Here is a 16,316-nt window from a genome sequence, read left to right on the forward strand (position 1 = left end):
GGTACAATTAGTATTTATAATTCAGATAAATTTATTATGATAGCTGATTATCAGGTATTAATGAAAAAATAGTAAGGTTGAAAGAAAAATAAAATATTAAAAAAGTTATGAACATATTTGTTTGCAAAAAATAGATATGATTATTTTTAAAAGTGATGATCCAATTAAGACATATAAGAAAAAAGTGGTACTTTTAGCACTTGAGTGATACTATATTTGTTTTATTTAAAATTTTGTGAGCTAATATCTCAAATTATCTCTTAAGAGGGTCATCCAATTTTTTAGTGTAATTCTATCAATAAAAATTAATCATATTTTAACAAGATAATTTTTGGCTTTAGCTATAAACTATTTTTTATGATTAAAGAATTTTCCTAATACAGCAGGAATTTTCAAAAAATAATCGAATGAAATATTATATAGTTAATTACTACTAATTATATAAAATACAATTAAATGGAGGCGGATTATGGAGGTACATGAGGTAAATGTTAAAGTGTATATTCTACAAAATATTACAGTAGAAGAAGCTTTGGAGGCTCTGAGTAAATTAATCGACAATTCTTTTTATAGGAATAAAGATTTAAAGAATTTTCATGAAGAGAATAAAATGAAAAACTATTGTTTTAACAGCCTGTATCCGTTGAATATGAAAACTAAAATATATGAAAAAGGTTGTATATATAATTTCCAATTGAGATGTATAGGTTTTAAATTAAGAGATCATTTTTTAAAATTTTTAGCAAATGAATATACGTCAAAGTTAAAAGTACTTACATGCCAGAGCAAAAACATATATAAAAGACCTATAGATAGAATTTATAGTATAACTCCCTTGATGGTGAAAATGCCTGGCAGTGAAAAAATTATATATTGGAGGAATGGATATACTGAGGATGAATTTTTTGAGTACATAAGGACAACTAGTATAAAAAAATACGAGGTTTTAACGGGAGAGTGCCTGGACAAAAATTTAAAGTTGTTCAACTATATGAAAATAGATAATAAAAAACCTATAGCAGTTGATTTCAAAGGAAAGAGAATTCTTGGGGATAAAGTAACTCTAAGTGTTGAAACAAATAGTGATGCTCAAAGTATTGCCTATATTCTTCTTGGGACAGGAGCAGCTGATATGTGTCCAAGAGGATATGGCTTCATGAATTACCAATATATCAGATAGACATGAACATAACTAAAAAATTAAATACAAGAAAAAGGAAATATTATTGATTGAAGAATAAAAATTACAGCTTTTTATGAAAAATATACTTTACAATTAATTACAATATAAAAATTGGCAGAGTATCCCTAGGGTAAAAGTTGATGCTAAAAAATAATAGGTTTTAAATTAAGCTATTCTTTTTAATCCCGATAGGGATCTGGTTTTATCAGAGTTACCAGATTTTATAGCTGCTATCGCAGTTGTCAGAAGGCATATATGTCCTACAGTATTTAAGTTTGATACAGAATTTATATTTCTGACATAAGCTCTTTCGTTATTAAGCTTTTTCCATCTGGAATTATATCTTTCAGATTCTGTCCTCAGGCTGTAGATGGTTTTAAAAAATTTAGACTCATGATTAATTGAAGCCCTGTAGTCAGTACCTTTGCTGATATAACGGATACATCCTCTGTTTTTCCTGCCATTGAAATATTTTTCATGTTTGCAGGGACACAGTGAATCATCTTTAGATTTTTTAAATGGGCAGCAAAATTTTTGCTTGATGTATGAATCAAAATACTGTCGTCCATCTTTATGCATGGCTAGACCGCCTTGACAAATAATGTTGCCAGTGGAAGTTAATTTAGGATTTTTTTCCCTCTTTTGTTAATGGCAATAAAGGCAAGACCTTTCAAGTTGTTTTTTATAAAATTATGATTTAACTTTGAATCATAGCCTTTATCTGCGACAACATAACTTCCATTAAGTGAAAACCAGCTATTTGTACCTGAAAGAAATTTAGTCAAGGTAGAAATTTCATTGATATCAGCAGTACTTGTATATTCATCTATAGGGAGTCCGGATATTGCATCACAGATAACGTGGTTTTTATAACCCCAGTAAAATTCATATTTCTTACTTGATTTATTGGAGTTATCATTGATTTTAACGTTCATGGAATTATTTGCAGTATGTACTCCAAGTTTACAATCTTTATCAGACTTTGGATTATTCTTCTTTGAAAATTTGTTTGATGCGAAGCATTTAGGGTTATTAAGTTTAGTGTTTGCTTTAACTGGAGTTGTATCAACAGATATAAAGTTGTTGTCTATAAAGCCAAGTTTCTTGAGAGTATTTACCTGATGTTTCATAATTTCTTTCAAACAAGAGTTTTCGATATTCTTTATGAACCTTTGAAAGGTCCTGTATGAAGGAAGTGGTTTAAGAATGTCAAAGCCACAAAGTTGTGCAATGATTAAATTATTTTCTAAAAAATCTTTAAGATCAGTAATTTGAGCAAACTTCTCACATTTCATGACTATAAAAGCTCTGAAAAGAGCGTGTCTTGAGAAACCGACAGGTCCGTATTTGGAAGGAACCCTATCGGGTAATGAAGATAAATTAATATTTTCAAAAATATCTGTGTAGAAGTTTATTGTGTTTTGTGAAGTGAAAAGCTCAATTATATTAAAGATTTCTTGACGTTGGTACATAGAGATTTCCTCCTTTTAGTGTTTTTATTATGTGATATTTTAAAAATTCGACAAAAGTTGAGGAAATCCTATGATATAAATTTTAGTGATAGAAAAAAATAGCCCTTATCGGGCTAGAGAAATGAGTGCCTTAGAGTTATGCTCAAGGCTAATATATCAGATAATTTGGAGGTGATTGTATTTGATAAATGAAATTTATGATGTATTTATCAGTGAATATGACAAATATGATAAATGTGGCAAAGATTTAGTTGCAGATAATTATATTCTTACTCCAGGAGATTATATAAAATTCACTTTAAAAAATACTTCAGAAGATTTGAAAATATTTCATGTAGATAAAGATACTGATAGAACAGAAGAAATTTATAAATACTTTGTAAATAGAGATTATTTAAGTGGTTTGAATGTAGATAAAGCTCTTGACCGTAAAAAAGTAATACATAGTAATAATATGTATAGCTTTTATGTGAAAAAGGAAAATCTTGATGAAATTAAGGGAAAATTGAATAACGAAATTATTGATGGCTATTATAGAGTACTAAAAAATCCTGAAACTAAATATAAAAAACCCAAAAGCAGGGAGCTTTATTTGCAAGTTGAGAAAAAGTATGGAAAACCGGATATAGAATTGATAAATAAAATACAAAATTGGATAAAAGGAAATATATTTGAAATTTCGAAACGAGATGACGTTAAACTTGACAAAACATATATTAAGCTTTTTTATGACACAGATTTAGGCGAATATAAAAAGGAAAGTGAGAGATATTTTATACCTAACATTTATAATAAGACAGATTACAATGTAAAAATAAATAATAAAATTTATGGATTGCCAGATTTCAATATGGGAATGAATTCTAAAAAACCTTACATTGATAATAAGACAAGAAAATGCAGACTCCCGATGCTTGTGGATTCGCAGAAAATTTTTATGGAGAAAAAATTGTTTGATTATCTTATGAATTGTGCATCTGATGGTAAAAATTATATATATGCAGAGCAGGATGAAATTAAAAGCAAGAAAAATATAGAAAAAGATTTTAGAGGATATTTTCTTAGGCTAAATAAGGGAAAAGAAGTTGAAATTACCGACTGCGATTCCATAACCAATTATAAGTATAAGCTTAGGAAAGTTTTAAAAATTTCGCCTATATTGAAAAATGGTATAGGTAAGGACTTTAAATTAATTAAGGGAAATTTGAACAATGTGGGAAGATTGAAGGATATTATTAATGAGGTATTTTTCAATAAATATCTGGAGAATAATTTGTTTACAGATGCAAAGAAAATAAAATTAAATGACAGCAAGGTAAAAGAGTCACTTTTAAAATATAGATATGGATTTTATACTTGGTTTTATAAAGGCGAAGAACTTCTCGTAAAAGATTTCTGGGATAAGATGAGTTTGGAACTTTTGTGCAATTCCATAAATCAAGGTACTATAAATAAGGCTGTAAATCAATTTAATTTAAGACATGCATTGCTGGATTATTTTAGAGATGAAAATGGAGGGGATAAAATGGCGAATACCATTAAAGATGTTAGAAAATTTGTGGATGAAAAGATAAATATAAAAAGAGACATAGAGTACAAGGTAGAAATTGATGGTGACAGGGAATATTATTTTTGTATAGGACAGCTGCTGCAGTATTTCTACAGCTTAAATAAATCGAATAACAAGAATTATTCTTTTATAAATCCTGTACTGAATGCTTCAGGTGACAAAGTTATAAAGGAAAAATTACGACGTCTATTTGTTAAATATGATTATGCAATTATACCTTCTGTGAAATTTAGAAATATGTATTATATGATTTTAGGTTATGAACCGGAAAAAGAAATAAATAAGGATCTTATAATAGCTGGCTTTTTGTGTCCTAATTTGATATATAAAAAATCTAAAGATGATTCTGATGGCAATGATGAAAAAAATGATAATATAAATGAGGAGGAAAATTAAATGAACAGAGTATATGGATTAATTGGAATAAAATCAATTATGGCAAACTGGAATGCTGATTTCAGTGGATTCCCCAAAAGTATAAGTGACGGGTCAATATTTGGAAGCGATAAGGCTTTAAAGTACAGTATTAAAAAATATTGGGATGATTTAGGCGAGAAAATTCTTTATATGAAGTCATTTAAAACTGAAAAAGATAAAATGAGGCCAAGGTCCCTTGAAGAAAGATATAACCAGATTTTCAATACTAATCTCACAAAAAAAGATAAAAGTGAAGAGGTAATTAAAAATCTTTTTTCTGCATTAGATGTGAAATCTTTTGGAACTACTTTTGCAGAAGAAGGAAACAATATATCCATAACTGGTGCAGTTCAAATTGGACAGGGATTCAATGTATATGGAGATTCTAGCACGGAAGAACAGCAGATATTGTCCCCTTTCAGGAGTGACAGAAAGGTAAAGAATAATGAAGAAGCGAAAGAAGCCAATCAAAGTACCTTGGGTACAAAGATTGTAAGTGATGAAGCTCATTATCTTTACCCCTTTTATATAAATCCAATTTCTTATAAAGATTATGTGGATATGGGGATTACACAAGGATATACTGAGGAAGATTATAGAAAATTTAAGGAAGGTGCTCTTGTAGGTGCTACAGCACTTAATACCAATTCAAAGGCAGGTTGTGAAAATGAATTTGGATTGTTTATAGAAACAGATGAGAAAATTTATCTTCCCAATTTAGCTCAGTTTATGAAATTTAGTAAGGATGAAAATGGGGAAAATACAATTATTTTTGCAACAGAACTAAATGGAATTTTACAGGGGATCAAAGAAGATATTAAAAGCATAGAAATTTACTATAATAACTATAAATTGAAATTAAACAATGTACCGGAAGGAGCTAAAAAAATTAATATTTTTACAAGAAAAGAGGTTTAGATAATGAAAGTAGTTAGGTTCAAGCTTTCTGGAAAAACTGCATTTTTTAAAAAGCCAGATGTGAATACTTACTATTATTTTACATATGGCAATATACATAAGATAGCCCTTCTCGGTATAATTGGAAGTGTGCTTGGACTTGGAGGCTATAATGTACAGAGTCGGGATTTTAAAAATAATATTTATCCTGAATTCTATGAAAAGCTTAAAGATTCTAAAATTGCAGTAGTACCTCTCAATACACATGGTTATATAACAAAAAAAGTTCAGACCTTTAATAATTCTGTGGGATATGCGAGCTTGGAGGCTGGTGGAAATCTTGTGGTAAAGGAGCAGTGGCTGCAAAATCCTAAGTGGATGGTTTATGTCATGATAGACGAGATTACAAAAAAATTTGCAGATATGCTCATGCATAAAAAAGCTGTATTTTTGCCTTATCTAGGTAAAAACGATCATTTTGCTGATATTACTGAAGTTAAAAAGACAGAAATTTTAAAAACTGAAGATTACAATAAGATTGATAGCTTGTTTGAAAGTAAATATTTTCATATTAATAAGTATCCAAATGAAGAAGATGATACAGCATGGAAATATGCAGAATATCTTCCTGTTGAATTGGGAAGTAAATTGAATCAATATAAGTTTGAATATTTTGTGGCTACAAATATGGATGTAAAATCAAAGAAAAAGGATATAAGTGTATATAAAGATTTAGAAACAAAGTATAATTTATGTTTTTTTTGAGAGTGAGGAGGAATTATTGTGTATTTTGATAGGGTAAAGCTTTTTGATTTTCAATTAAATGTAAATAATATATCAAATATGTATGCACATAGAGATAGAAATAATAAAAAGAGAAGGGAAAAACTTATCGATCATATAGATTTAACGTATAAATATATGAGATTTATCTGTAATGAAAAGAAACTCGATAATGTATTTAAAAACTTTCAAGATAAACTTTTTGCTGATAGAAGTTCGGATGTAATTTTAATGTGGAGAGACATGGCAGCAAATACAGTATATATGCATGATACTGGGAAAATAAATCCAGCTTTTCAATATGATAAAATGTTAAATCAGTTCTATGAAGATAATTCAGAAGGGGGATCAGAACATTCCCTTCTTGGAGCGTATATTTATGTAAGCTATTTTAATAGCAGGATAAATAATATGGGATTTGAAGAAAAAGATAAATTCTATTTAAAATATTTTATGTATTTGAATGGATACATAATATCAAAACATCATGGGTATCTTGATGATATGAAATATTATAAATTCGAATTAGAAAACTTTAAGGAAACTTATGATAAAGAAGAATACTATCCTGATTTAAATATGAAAACTTTAGGAGAATCAGCTATTTATAATTCTTTGAGTAGTTCAAAAATTTATATGAATGAATGTATTCAAAAGAATGACAGACTTAATTTTGTCATATACATCTACTCAAAATTACTATTTTCCATCCTTACAGCAGCGGATTATTATGCCACTTCTGAGTTTATGAATGGTGAGAAGATCAATGATCTTGGAATAATAGATGATGGCTTAAAAAGGAAGTTTGGCGAGGATGTAGACAGTTATAGTACGTTTAAAAGCATAGAAGCTTATAGGAAAAATCCTGTGAAGGATGGAAAATATACAAGCATAAACCAGCTCAGATCCCAGATAACCCTTGAAAGTGAGAAAACTTATAGGGATAACCAGGATAAAAATATATATTATCTTGAAGCACCTACTGGCGGAGGCAAGACTATAACTTCTGTAAATCTTGCTAAATTGATACTGCAGTCAAATAAAAACATAAATAAGTTATTCTATATTTTTCCCTTCAATACACTGGTGGAACAGACAGAAAATGAACTGATGAAGATATTCAATAATGACAACAGGATAAAGGAAAACTTGACAGTGATAAATTCCATAACGTCTATAAAGATAAGGGATGTAGATGAAGACTGCAGTGATATAATTAATTTAAATACTGGGAAAAAGGTTGACTATAACAAGTCTTTTATAAACAGGATTTTTATAAATTATCCTTTTGTCATAACTACTCATGTAAAGCTGTTTAACTCCTTTTTTGGCACAAACAGGGAAGAGGTATTTCCACTTGTGAACTTGTGCAATTCAGTAATAATCTTAGATGAGATACAGAGTTATAAAAATTCCATATGGAAGGAAATAATAAATTTTTTAAGTGTGTATTCAGAAATATTGAATATTAAAATTATAATAATGTCTGCTACGTTGCCGCGATTAAATGAACTTGTAGACAGTGATGTGGACAATTTTGTGTATTTGATAAAGAACAGAGATCATTATTTTAAAAATCCGTTTTTCAAGGACAGGGTAAAATTTGAAATGATTGATCTGGGAGAGAATGAAGATGAGGAATTTGAAAATCTGTTGAAAGATATAGAGTATGAAAGTAAAAACAATAACAAGATATTGGTTGAATTCATATTCAAGACGAGGGCGGATAAATTTTTCGACTATATAAAGTCTAATGAAAAATTTTCTCAAAATTGTAAACATGAAATTGCAATAATTACTTCCGATGATAATAAAGCAGACAAAAACAAAGTCATAAAAAAGGCAAAAGAAAAAGACAAGAAAATAATTATAATATCAACTCAGATTATTGAAGCCGGGGTTGATATAGATATGGATCTTGGATATAAAAACATATCTATTTTAGATGCAGAAGAGCAGTTTATGGGAAGAATAAACAGGTCATGTCTAAATATTGGCAGGGTAAAATTCTTTAAAATGGATGATTGCAAAATTATATATAAAAGAGATGTGAGAAAAGAGGAAGAACTTACGCTGGCTAGTAAGGAGATCCAGGAGTTGTTGAAAGAAAAAGATTTTGAGAAGTATTATGAAAAAGTCATAGCTAAAATCGAGAAAGCTAAGAGGGAATTGAATGACAATGGATATGGTACTTTTATTAAAATCTTGAAGGATGTTGATTTTGGAGAGATAAAAAAGCATATGCAGTTGATAGATGATGATAATCAGAATAAATATACTATATTTTTATCTAGAAAAATAAAAGATGAAAAAAATAATGTACTTGATGGGGATCAAATATGGGAAGAATATAAATCTCTTATAATAGACAATAAGATGGATTATGCCGAGAAGAAAGTTAAGTTGTCGCAAGTGAATTCCAAGTTGAATTATTTTATATATAGAGTTAAGAAAATGCCACAGGAATACAGTGATATGCTTGGAGACATATATTACATTTCAGATGGTGAGAAGTATATAAAAGATGGCAGGTTCAATCAGGAGATATTTATTGGACAAACTCATAATGAGGCAAATTTGTTTATATGATTACGGGGTGATTCATCATGAAAATAAATGGTACGCTTATAAATTATTATTTTCACTGCAAGAGGCAGTGCTGGCTTCATGGCAGTAGGATCAACATGGAGGACAATAGTGAGGATGTTCACATAGGAAAGATAATTCATGAATTAAAATCCGAAGGAAAAAAGAATACGGAAATATCCATAGACAATGTGAAAATAGATAAAATCACAAAAGATTATCTGGTAGAGATAAAAAAATCTGATGCAGATATAGAAGCGGTGAAGTGGCAGGTGTTGTTCTATCTCAGTTTGTTGAAAAACAAGGGAATTAATAGAAAGGGAAAAATTGAATTCCAGGAAAAAAATAAGCAGGATAAAAAGATAATATATGTAAGTCTTACAGTGGAAAATGAAATGAAGCTAAAAGAGCTGAGTTCAAATATGGAAAAATTGTTTGAAGAGGACATGCCTCCTAAAGTTAAAAAAGTAAAAGGATGCAGGAAGTGTGCCTATTATGAATACTGTTATATTTAGAATAGATTGTAGGAGGGTGAAATTTCATGGCCAGCGGCACTAAGTATTTGATGAGTATGGGTGAACTCAAGAGAAAAGATAATTCTGTTTTATTTCATAATGAAAAAGGAAATTTTTATTTGCCTATAGAATCCACAAGGGAAATATACTGCATGAATGAAATCACGGTAAACAGCAAGTTTCTTGATTTTGCTGCAAAGGCAGGGATAGTAATTCACTTTTTCAATTATTATGGATACTACAGTGGCAGCTTTTATCCTAAAGAAACCCTGGTAAGCGGCAAAGTTACCATAAAACAAGTAGAAGCATTTTTAAATAACAGAAACAAAATAGCAAAAACTTTTGTACAGGGAATAGCTGACAATATATGTGAAGTGCTTTATCATTACTACAGACATGATAAAAAGGAAGTGTATGATACTGTTGAATGGATGAGAGAAAAGGTTTCCGAATATATGGAAGATGATAATCTCGGCATAAAACAGATATTGAGAATTGAAGGTGAAATATGGCAGAGATTTTATGAGAATTTCAAATATATTCTTCCTGAGGATTTTATACTCAATAAAAGAGTGAAAAGGCCGCCGGACAACCCTATAAATGCGCTTATATCCTTTGGAAATTCCATCTTATATTCAAAGACTGTATCTCAGATTTACAATACCCATTTAAATCAGACCATAAGTTATCTGCATGAGCCCTCTGAGGGTAGATTTTCCTTAAGCCTTGATCTATCTGAAGTTTTCAAACCTGCTATAGTTTACAGGACAATTTTTGAACTTGTAAATACGAAACAGATTCAGGTGGGCAAGCATTTTGATAAAAAGTACAATTACTGTCTTTTAAACGAAGAAGGAAAGAAAATATTTGTACAAGCTATTGAACAGAGATTTGAAAGTGTTTTTGATCATAAAAAACTCAAGAGAAAGATAAGTTACAAGACAGCTATAAAATTGGATGGATACAAGCTTATAAAATATTTGGTGGAAGGCGAGGATTTTAGACCTTTTAGTTTAAAGAATATGATGTAAGAATTGGGGGCAGTGCTTTATGGCGAAAAATTTTAATTTCAATTACGCCTTTGTATTTTATGATGTAAATGAAAAAAGGGTGAACAAGGTATTTAAAATATGTAAGAAATATTTTCATCACCATCAAAATTCTGTTTTTAGAGGAGCTATAACTCCTTCAAAATTGATAAAATTGAAAAGTGAATTGAACAAGATCGTGGAGGGAACAGATTTTGTAACAATAATAAAACTTATAAATGACAGTTGTTTTGATGAAGAAACTTTGGGAGTAAATGTAAATAATACCGAAAATCTGATACTATGATTTTTCCAACCAAGTTGAATTTTAAAAGTGTTTCAATATTTTGAGTTGAAATAGATTGAGACACTTTTTACTCTATTTTAAAAAATCAAAGTGTTTGGGAAATTCTTTATTTGTACTGATTTATTTTTTATAATAAAAAATAAGAAATGGTTATTTTGTACAATTCAATTTTAATATATGATACACCTCGATTAGCTTAATATTTTAATCCTAAACTTATTAGTATAAATTTAATTTTTAAATAAAATATACCAAAAAGGTATTGATTATTTCTGCTCATATGCTATAATAATAATTAATAAATAGTAGCTATCGATTAGAACTTAATTTTTAATATAATTAAATAAATGGAGGTAATATTTATGAAAGATGGAAGAAATTTAAAATCAGAGGAAAGAATACATGAAGATGTTATAGAAGGGAAAAAAATATTCGCAACTGAAAATGACGATGTAGCTTTGAATTGTGATGGTGAACCCTGCAACTTTTCATATAATAACGACTTATAATAAAAGTTCATAAGAACAAATTTCCCATATTATTGTTATACCTATATTTTATAGCAGCCCACAGGCTGCTCATTTTTTTGTAGTAAGGTTTAATAATCATGTAAAAAAAGAAAAGTTAAAATTGCTATCATTTTGATGTCTATTTTTTCAATAGAGATTTCTTCACTATTATATTAGCTGTATATTCTATTGACATGTTATTTCCTATTTGAATGTACTTTTACAAGTACATCATATCATAAATTATTTTTCCAACCTATATTACTATTGAATATTCTATAATTAATTGATATAAGTAAGTTTGTAGACATTTTTATTGCAGAAATAAAAAATATCGTAGCAGGTTGGAAAGTTTTTATAAAATGCCTTTATTTTCAATATGTGTAGGGTTATAATAAAAATAAAGAATAGCTTTTTTACTGGTTGAACCTTAACATGAGATGTATTTAAATTGAAAATAAAGAGATGGTTTCAGGGAAAGTAAAAGAGTTGAACCTTAACATGAGATGTATTTAAATTCTCGTTAGCCTGCTGATACTGTGATTTCAAGGCTCGTTGAACCTTAACATGAGATGTATTTAAATCAGATAGAGGGGTGAGAGCAACATGAGAAGTAAATAGTTGAACCTTAACATGAGATGTATTTAAATCAGCTAGCTATATTTTTTAACAGTTTCTTTTTCCTTGTTGAACCTTAACATGAGATGTATTTAAATTACCCCATAGCCTTTGATATAACTAGCTTTGTAGATGTTGAACCTTAACATGAGATGTATTTAAATTATAGATATAAGATTAGATAGTGAAGCAAAGAACAAGTTGAACCTTAACATGAGATGTATTTAAATACACAAAATTAAAAGAGAAAACTGTAAGCATAAGGAGTTGAACCTTAACATGAGATGTATTTAAATAGAAATTGACAATATAAAGGCTAAAATTGAAACACAAGTTGAACCTTAACATGAGATGTATTTAAATTACAATACAGGTTAACTTAGACGGTGGATTTAAAGAGTTGAACCTTAACATGAGATGTATTTAAATGTATTGTAAGGAAAATGATATTAAACTTATCAGAATGTTGAACCTTAACATGAGATGTATTTAAATTGTTAATGGGATAAAAGCTTTTGGTTCTGCACTCGCGTTGAACCTTAACATGAGATGTATTTAAATAAATTGAGAGTAAATAAAGCAGTTGTTTATTTTACGTTGAACCTTAACATGAGATGTATTTAAATCTTGTCCATTGTATATTGTTGCATTCGGGGATTATAGTTGAACCTTAACATGAGATGTATTTAAATAAATAAAGGGAGAAACAAAAGACATAGTCCTATCTCGTTGAACCTTAACATGAGATGTATTTAAATAGGGAATTCTATAAGTTTTTAAATATTTTTCTAAAAGTTGAACCTTAACATGAGATATATTTAAATTTGGGTTTTCAAAGTCATTATCTGGGATTTGCTTTAGTTGAACCTTAACATGAGATGTATTTAAATTCTGCTACGAATGAATTCACCCTTGCTTCTCTAGGTTGAACCTTAACATGAGATGTATTTAAATATAAAATAATGAAGGGCATATTTAACACAGATGGAGTTGAACCTTAACATGAGATGTATTTAAATTTTTTTAATCCAAAAAGAACAGGAACATTATATATAGTTGAACCTTAACATGAGATGTATTTAAATCCTCCATAATTTATCTAAGAAATCATTTGTTGCGTAGTTGAACCTTAACATGAGATGTATTTAAATTGCACATCTATTGGAATATGGGCATTTGCAGACAGAGTTGAACCTTAACATGAGATGTATTTAAATATTATTGAAGTATTGAAATATTTTGGGATAACTGATAGTTGAACCTTAACATGAGATGTATTTAAATATTCAAAAAGTTTATTGACGAGCATACTTTCTGCTTGTTGAACCTTAACATGAGATGTATTTAAATTATGATGATTTATTTAAAGAATTGGGAGAGGATAAGGTTGAACCTTAACATGAGATGTATTTAAATATTATAAATATATATTATAATTATGTATAAAAATAAGTTGAACCTTAACATGAGATGTATTTAAATATAAAAATGATGAAAAGGTATCTAAAGATTATGATGCGTTGAACCTTAACATGAGATGTATTTAAATAAAGGAAATGAAATAATACCACCCATTATGAATTGGAGTTGAACCTTAACATGAGATGTATTTAAATTATGATGAAAAAGGTGAATGTGTTGATAACAGAATCGTTGAACCTTAACATGAGATGTATTTAAATGGAAGAAGAGAATTTAGATTTAACTGGAAATATATTGTTGAACCTTAACATGAGATGTATTTAAATGGGATGTCCACACTGGTGTCCAAAGAAAGCGGTGGCGTTGAACCTTAACATGAGATGTATTTAAATTAAATAATGATGATGGAGCTCTTTGGTATGCAGTAAAGTTGAACCTCAACATGAGATGTATTTAAATGATGAATCCGGCCTTCGGCATTATTTAGAAAAAGCGTTGAACCTCAACATGAGATGTATTTAAACGTAGATCCAGATAGTGGAAGTGTAGCAGTAGGAGAGTTGAACCTTAACATGAGATGTATTTAAATTTTTACAAGTATGGCAAGTAGTATTAAGGGATTTGGGTTGAACCTTAACATGAGATGTATTTAAATATTAGTGGTGAAACCATAACAGTATATCCATGGATGTTGAACCTTAACATGAGATGTATTTAAATGTAGAATCAGTATGCTGTCGTAGAATAATAAAGCAAGTTTAGAATTTATAGCTTTTGGAAGAAATCATAACCGATTCAAGTCAGTACAAGATATCTTTATGATATGTATACAAGCTATATCAGCATACAGTTTTCATTTGTTTTATTGATATTAAAATCTCTTTAATATATTCTTCCCTTTAATTCTAGATTTGGATGAAAAGGGCTTGAATCTTTTCGAATATAACAAGTGGATTTTTGAGATATTTTAAGTCTTATATTGGAATACTCTGATTTATTTAAAATTTGCGTAATTTATTCTTTTGAGATTTTTATAGAAGAGTTCATTGATTAAAATTACGTATAAATGGTGTAGTACGGTCAAGTACTGTTTTAAGACTACTATTCTTGTAGAGTTTACGAGTACAAAAATAACGTAAGGAAGGGTTTCTCATATAGAAAAAGATCAAAAATGCCCATACCCGTCAGTATAATTTTGCTAACAGTGATAGTATTTTATTGAAATGGAAACCCAGGCTACGAAAATTCTGATATTGAGGCAATAAACCATAATATTTTTTATAAGTTTGTGCTGGCTACTATTTTCCTTAAGCTGTAACGCCTTTAAGCCCAAATTTTGGTTTCATGAAAAGTAACTTTGGTTTTTGATAGATATTTATATTGTCCGTAACCTTTAGAGTTTTTAATACGAACAATTTAATACCTTTATATTCATAAATATCATACAGTTCTTTATCTCTTACTTCAGTTTCAAACACAACTTTAATTTTAATGATTTTAACGTTATTATGGACATTTCCACAATCACAATCTATTGATGTATTTCTAACAGATGTTACAAAACATAAATTTTTATCTTTAACATAGTTTAAAGCTTTATTGTCGATTTTTAACATGCTATTACCCCTCACTTGTATAGTTAATATTTTTTCAATTACCTAATATATCATCTATAAATTGAATAATTATCTTCTATACATTAATAATACATAATTAGTGTGTAGATTTTATGAAGATATTATCAGAGGAGTATTACAGTAAAAGAATATGCTCCACCCAATTAGGATAAACAGTTCTATTTTTAACTGTATACCGTGAGAGGAGCATGTCAAAACTTCTATAAGTATTTCTTATTTTGTATGTTTTAAGCTTATTTTTTATAGAATTTGTTTATAGTATCGCACACAAAATCTATTTCATTTTCAGTTATTTCAGGATAGATTGGAAGAGCTATGACTTCTTGTGAAAGTTTTTCAGCTATCGGGAAATCTCCTTTTTTATAGCCGAGATAACTGAAGCAATTTTGAAGATGAAGAGGTATTGGATAGTAAATGCTGTTGCCTATTTCATTATCTTTTAGATATTCTGCTAATTTGTCACGATTTTCTGCAAGTATATTAAATACATAATAAACTCCATGCTGATTTTCTTTTATTTTAGGGAATCTTATGTACTGGCAGTCAGAAAGTCTTTCTTCATATAACTTTGCAGCGGCAGCTCTTTTTTCTATTGCATTGTTGATGTATTTAAGTTTGACTAAAAGTATTGCTGACTGAATTGTGTCCAGTCTTGAATTATAACCTATATAATCATAGTGATATTTTTTGGAGGCACCATGTACTCTGAACATTTTAGCTAATTTTCCAAGTTCATCATTATTTGTGACTATCATTCCTGCATCGCCATAGGAGCCCAGAGTTTTTGTAGGGAAAAATGAAAATATACCCATGTCGCCTATAGTACCGGAATGCCTAAATTCTGTACTATTTCCTTTCCATCTCATACCGAAGGCTTCTGCTGCATCTTCAAGTACTTTTAAGTTGTGCGATCTAGCTATTCCCATTATCTTATCCATATTGCACATTTGGGAAAACAGGTGTATGGGAAGTATTCCAATAGTTTTGTCTGTAATTTTTTCTTCTATCCTGTCCGGATCCATGCTGAAGCTATCTTCATCTATGTCTACAAATACAGGTTTTGCATTGTGTTTTGCAAGACAGGAAGCTGATGCAAGAAATGTAAAAGGAGAGGTTATTACCTCTTTCCCATCCTTGAAACCAAGTATATCTGAAGCTATTACCAGGGCATCTGTACCTGATGCCACACCTACTGCATATTTTGCTCCGGTATATTTTTTGACAGCATCTTCAAGGCTTGATACCTCGTTTCCAAGTATAAAATTTCCGCTCTCAAGTACTTTTGATATGGCATTGTCAAATTCTAATTTTTTTTCATGATATTCTCTTTGAGGACTGTAAAAATTAACTTTCATATATTTAATCCACCTTA

The 16,316-nt window shown here is 29.2% G+C and carries 13 protein-coding genes and 1 CRISPR repeat array; of the genes, 9 read left to right on the top strand and 4 right to left on the bottom strand.

What is annotated here, in order from left to right; translation table 11 throughout:
• Positions 1 to 469: 469 nt before the first annotated feature.
• Positions 470 to 1,180, top strand: a complete 711-nt coding sequence (locus ACSVC9_RS03695; RefSeq protein ID WP_446899008.1) for a CRISPR-associated endoribonuclease Cas6 — start codon at positions 470 to 472, stop codon at positions 1,178 to 1,180.
• A 168-nt stretch (positions 1,181 to 1,348) separates the two neighbouring features.
• Here the strand turns inward: ACSVC9_RS03695 and ACSVC9_RS03700 are convergent, their stop codons facing one another.
• Entirely contained in the window at positions 1,349 to 1,762 is a 414-nt protein-coding gene (locus ACSVC9_RS03700) for a transposase (protein WP_446899009.1), read from the bottom strand.
• Positions 1,763 to 1,800: 38 nt separating this feature from the next.
• The gene (locus ACSVC9_RS03705) at positions 1,801 to 2,655 is read right to left on the bottom strand and encodes a transposase (protein ID WP_446899010.1); all 855 of its coding nucleotides are present in this window, start codon (positions 2,653 to 2,655) and stop codon (positions 1,801 to 1,803) included.
• Positions 2,656 to 2,836: 181 nt separating this feature from the next.
• On the opposite strand from ACSVC9_RS03705, the gene ACSVC9_RS03710 reads away from it, so the two are divergent.
• From ACSVC9_RS03710 to ACSVC9_RS03745, 8 genes are all read left to right on the top strand, one after another.
• On the top strand, positions 2,837 to 4,621 hold the full coding sequence (locus ACSVC9_RS03710) for a hypothetical protein (RefSeq protein WP_446899011.1): 1,785 nt from the start codon (positions 2,837 to 2,839) through the stop codon (positions 4,619 to 4,621).
• Positions 4,622 to 5,560, top strand: a complete 939-nt coding sequence (locus ACSVC9_RS03715) for a type I CRISPR-associated protein Cas7 (RefSeq protein WP_446899012.1) — start codon at positions 4,622 to 4,624, stop codon at positions 5,558 to 5,560.
• Between the two features lie 3 nt (positions 5,561 to 5,563).
• The gene (gene cas5b, locus ACSVC9_RS03720; protein ID WP_446899013.1) at positions 5,564 to 6,304 is read left to right on the top strand and encodes a type I-B CRISPR-associated protein Cas5b; all 741 of its coding nucleotides are present in this window, start codon (positions 5,564 to 5,566) and stop codon (positions 6,302 to 6,304) included.
• Positions 6,305 to 6,322: 18 nt separating this feature from the next.
• Complete coding sequence (gene cas3 / locus ACSVC9_RS03725; protein WP_446899014.1) at positions 6,323 to 8,911, top strand: CRISPR-associated helicase Cas3'; 2,589 nt, start codon at positions 6,323 to 6,325, stop codon at positions 8,909 to 8,911.
• Positions 8,912 to 8,928: 17 nt separating this feature from the next.
• Positions 8,929 to 9,423 (top strand): CRISPR-associated protein Cas4, encoded by a 495-nt coding sequence (gene cas4 / locus ACSVC9_RS03730; RefSeq protein WP_446899015.1) that lies wholly within the window; start codon positions 8,929 to 8,931, stop codon positions 9,421 to 9,423.
• 26 nt (positions 9,424 to 9,449) lie between these two features.
• Complete coding sequence (gene cas1b / locus ACSVC9_RS03735) at positions 9,450 to 10,454, top strand: type I-B CRISPR-associated endonuclease Cas1b (protein ID WP_446899016.1); 1,005 nt, start codon at positions 9,450 to 9,452, stop codon at positions 10,452 to 10,454.
• A 19-nt stretch (positions 10,455 to 10,473) separates the two neighbouring features.
• Positions 10,474 to 10,758: a CRISPR-associated endonuclease Cas2 gene (cas2, locus tag ACSVC9_RS03740; RefSeq protein ID WP_446899017.1), complete on the top strand. Its 285-nt coding sequence runs from the start codon at positions 10,474 to 10,476 to the stop codon at positions 10,756 to 10,758.
• A 362-nt stretch (positions 10,759 to 11,120) separates the two neighbouring features.
• Positions 11,121 to 11,267 carry a hypothetical protein gene (locus ACSVC9_RS03745; protein ID WP_446899018.1) on the top strand — a complete coding sequence of 49 codons (147 nt, stop codon included), beginning with the start codon at positions 11,121 to 11,123 and terminating at the stop codon, positions 11,265 to 11,267.
• A 422-nt stretch (positions 11,268 to 11,689) separates the two neighbouring features.
• A CRISPR array of direct repeats spans positions 11,690 to 14,027; the repeat unit is 30 nt; unit sequence GTTGAACCTTAACATGAGATGTATTTAAAT.
• A 587-nt stretch (positions 14,028 to 14,614) separates the two neighbouring features.
• Here the strand turns inward: ACSVC9_RS03745 and ACSVC9_RS03750 are convergent.
• Both ACSVC9_RS03750 and ACSVC9_RS03755 read right to left on the bottom strand, forming a co-directional pair.
• Positions 14,615 to 14,923, bottom strand: coding sequence for a hypothetical protein (locus tag ACSVC9_RS03750; RefSeq protein ID WP_446899019.1), 309 nt, complete (start codon positions 14,921 to 14,923; stop codon positions 14,615 to 14,617).
• A 254-nt stretch (positions 14,924 to 15,177) separates the two neighbouring features.
• Positions 15,178 to 16,299: a DegT/DnrJ/EryC1/StrS family aminotransferase gene (locus tag ACSVC9_RS03755; RefSeq protein WP_446899020.1), complete on the bottom strand. Its 1,122-nt coding sequence runs from the start codon at positions 16,297 to 16,299 to the stop codon at positions 15,178 to 15,180.
• Between the last annotated feature and the right edge of the window lie 17 nt (positions 16,300 to 16,316).

It is taken from the genome of Clostridium sp. LBM24168 (assembly GCF_052953915.1).

What these genes read in the sequence shown, in the direction of transcription:
- ACSVC9_RS03695 (WP_446899008.1), top strand. Translation starts at nt 470, where the DNA reads ATGGAGGTACATGAGGTAAATGTTAAAGTGTATATTCTACAAAATATT.
- ACSVC9_RS03700 (WP_446899009.1), bottom strand. Translation starts at nt 1,762, where the DNA reads ATGCATAAAGATGGACGACAGTATTTTGATTCATACATCAAGCAAAAA.
- ACSVC9_RS03705 (WP_446899010.1), bottom strand. Translation starts at nt 2,655, where the DNA reads ATGTACCAACGTCAAGAAATCTTTAATATAATTGAGCTTTTCACTTCA.
- ACSVC9_RS03715 (WP_446899012.1), top strand. Translation starts at nt 4,622, where the DNA reads ATGAACAGAGTATATGGATTAATTGGAATAAAATCAATTATGGCAAAC.
- cas5b (WP_446899013.1), top strand. Translation starts at nt 5,564, where the DNA reads ATGAAAGTAGTTAGGTTCAAGCTTTCTGGAAAAACTGCATTTTTTAAA.
- cas4 (WP_446899015.1), top strand. Translation starts at nt 8,929, where the DNA reads ATGAAAATAAATGGTACGCTTATAAATTATTATTTTCACTGCAAGAGG.
- cas1b (WP_446899016.1), top strand. Translation starts at nt 9,450, where the DNA reads ATGGCCAGCGGCACTAAGTATTTGATGAGTATGGGTGAACTCAAGAGA.
- cas2 (WP_446899017.1), top strand. Translation starts at nt 10,474, where the DNA reads ATGGCGAAAAATTTTAATTTCAATTACGCCTTTGTATTTTATGATGTA.
- ACSVC9_RS03745 (WP_446899018.1), top strand. Translation starts at nt 11,121, where the DNA reads ATGAAAGATGGAAGAAATTTAAAATCAGAGGAAAGAATACATGAAGAT.
- ACSVC9_RS03750 (WP_446899019.1), bottom strand. Translation starts at nt 14,923, where the DNA reads ATGTTAAAAATCGACAATAAAGCTTTAAACTATGTTAAAGATAAAAAT.
- ACSVC9_RS03755 (WP_446899020.1), bottom strand. Translation starts at nt 16,299, where the DNA reads ATGAAAGTTAATTTTTACAGTCCTCAAAGAGAATATCATGAAAAAAAA.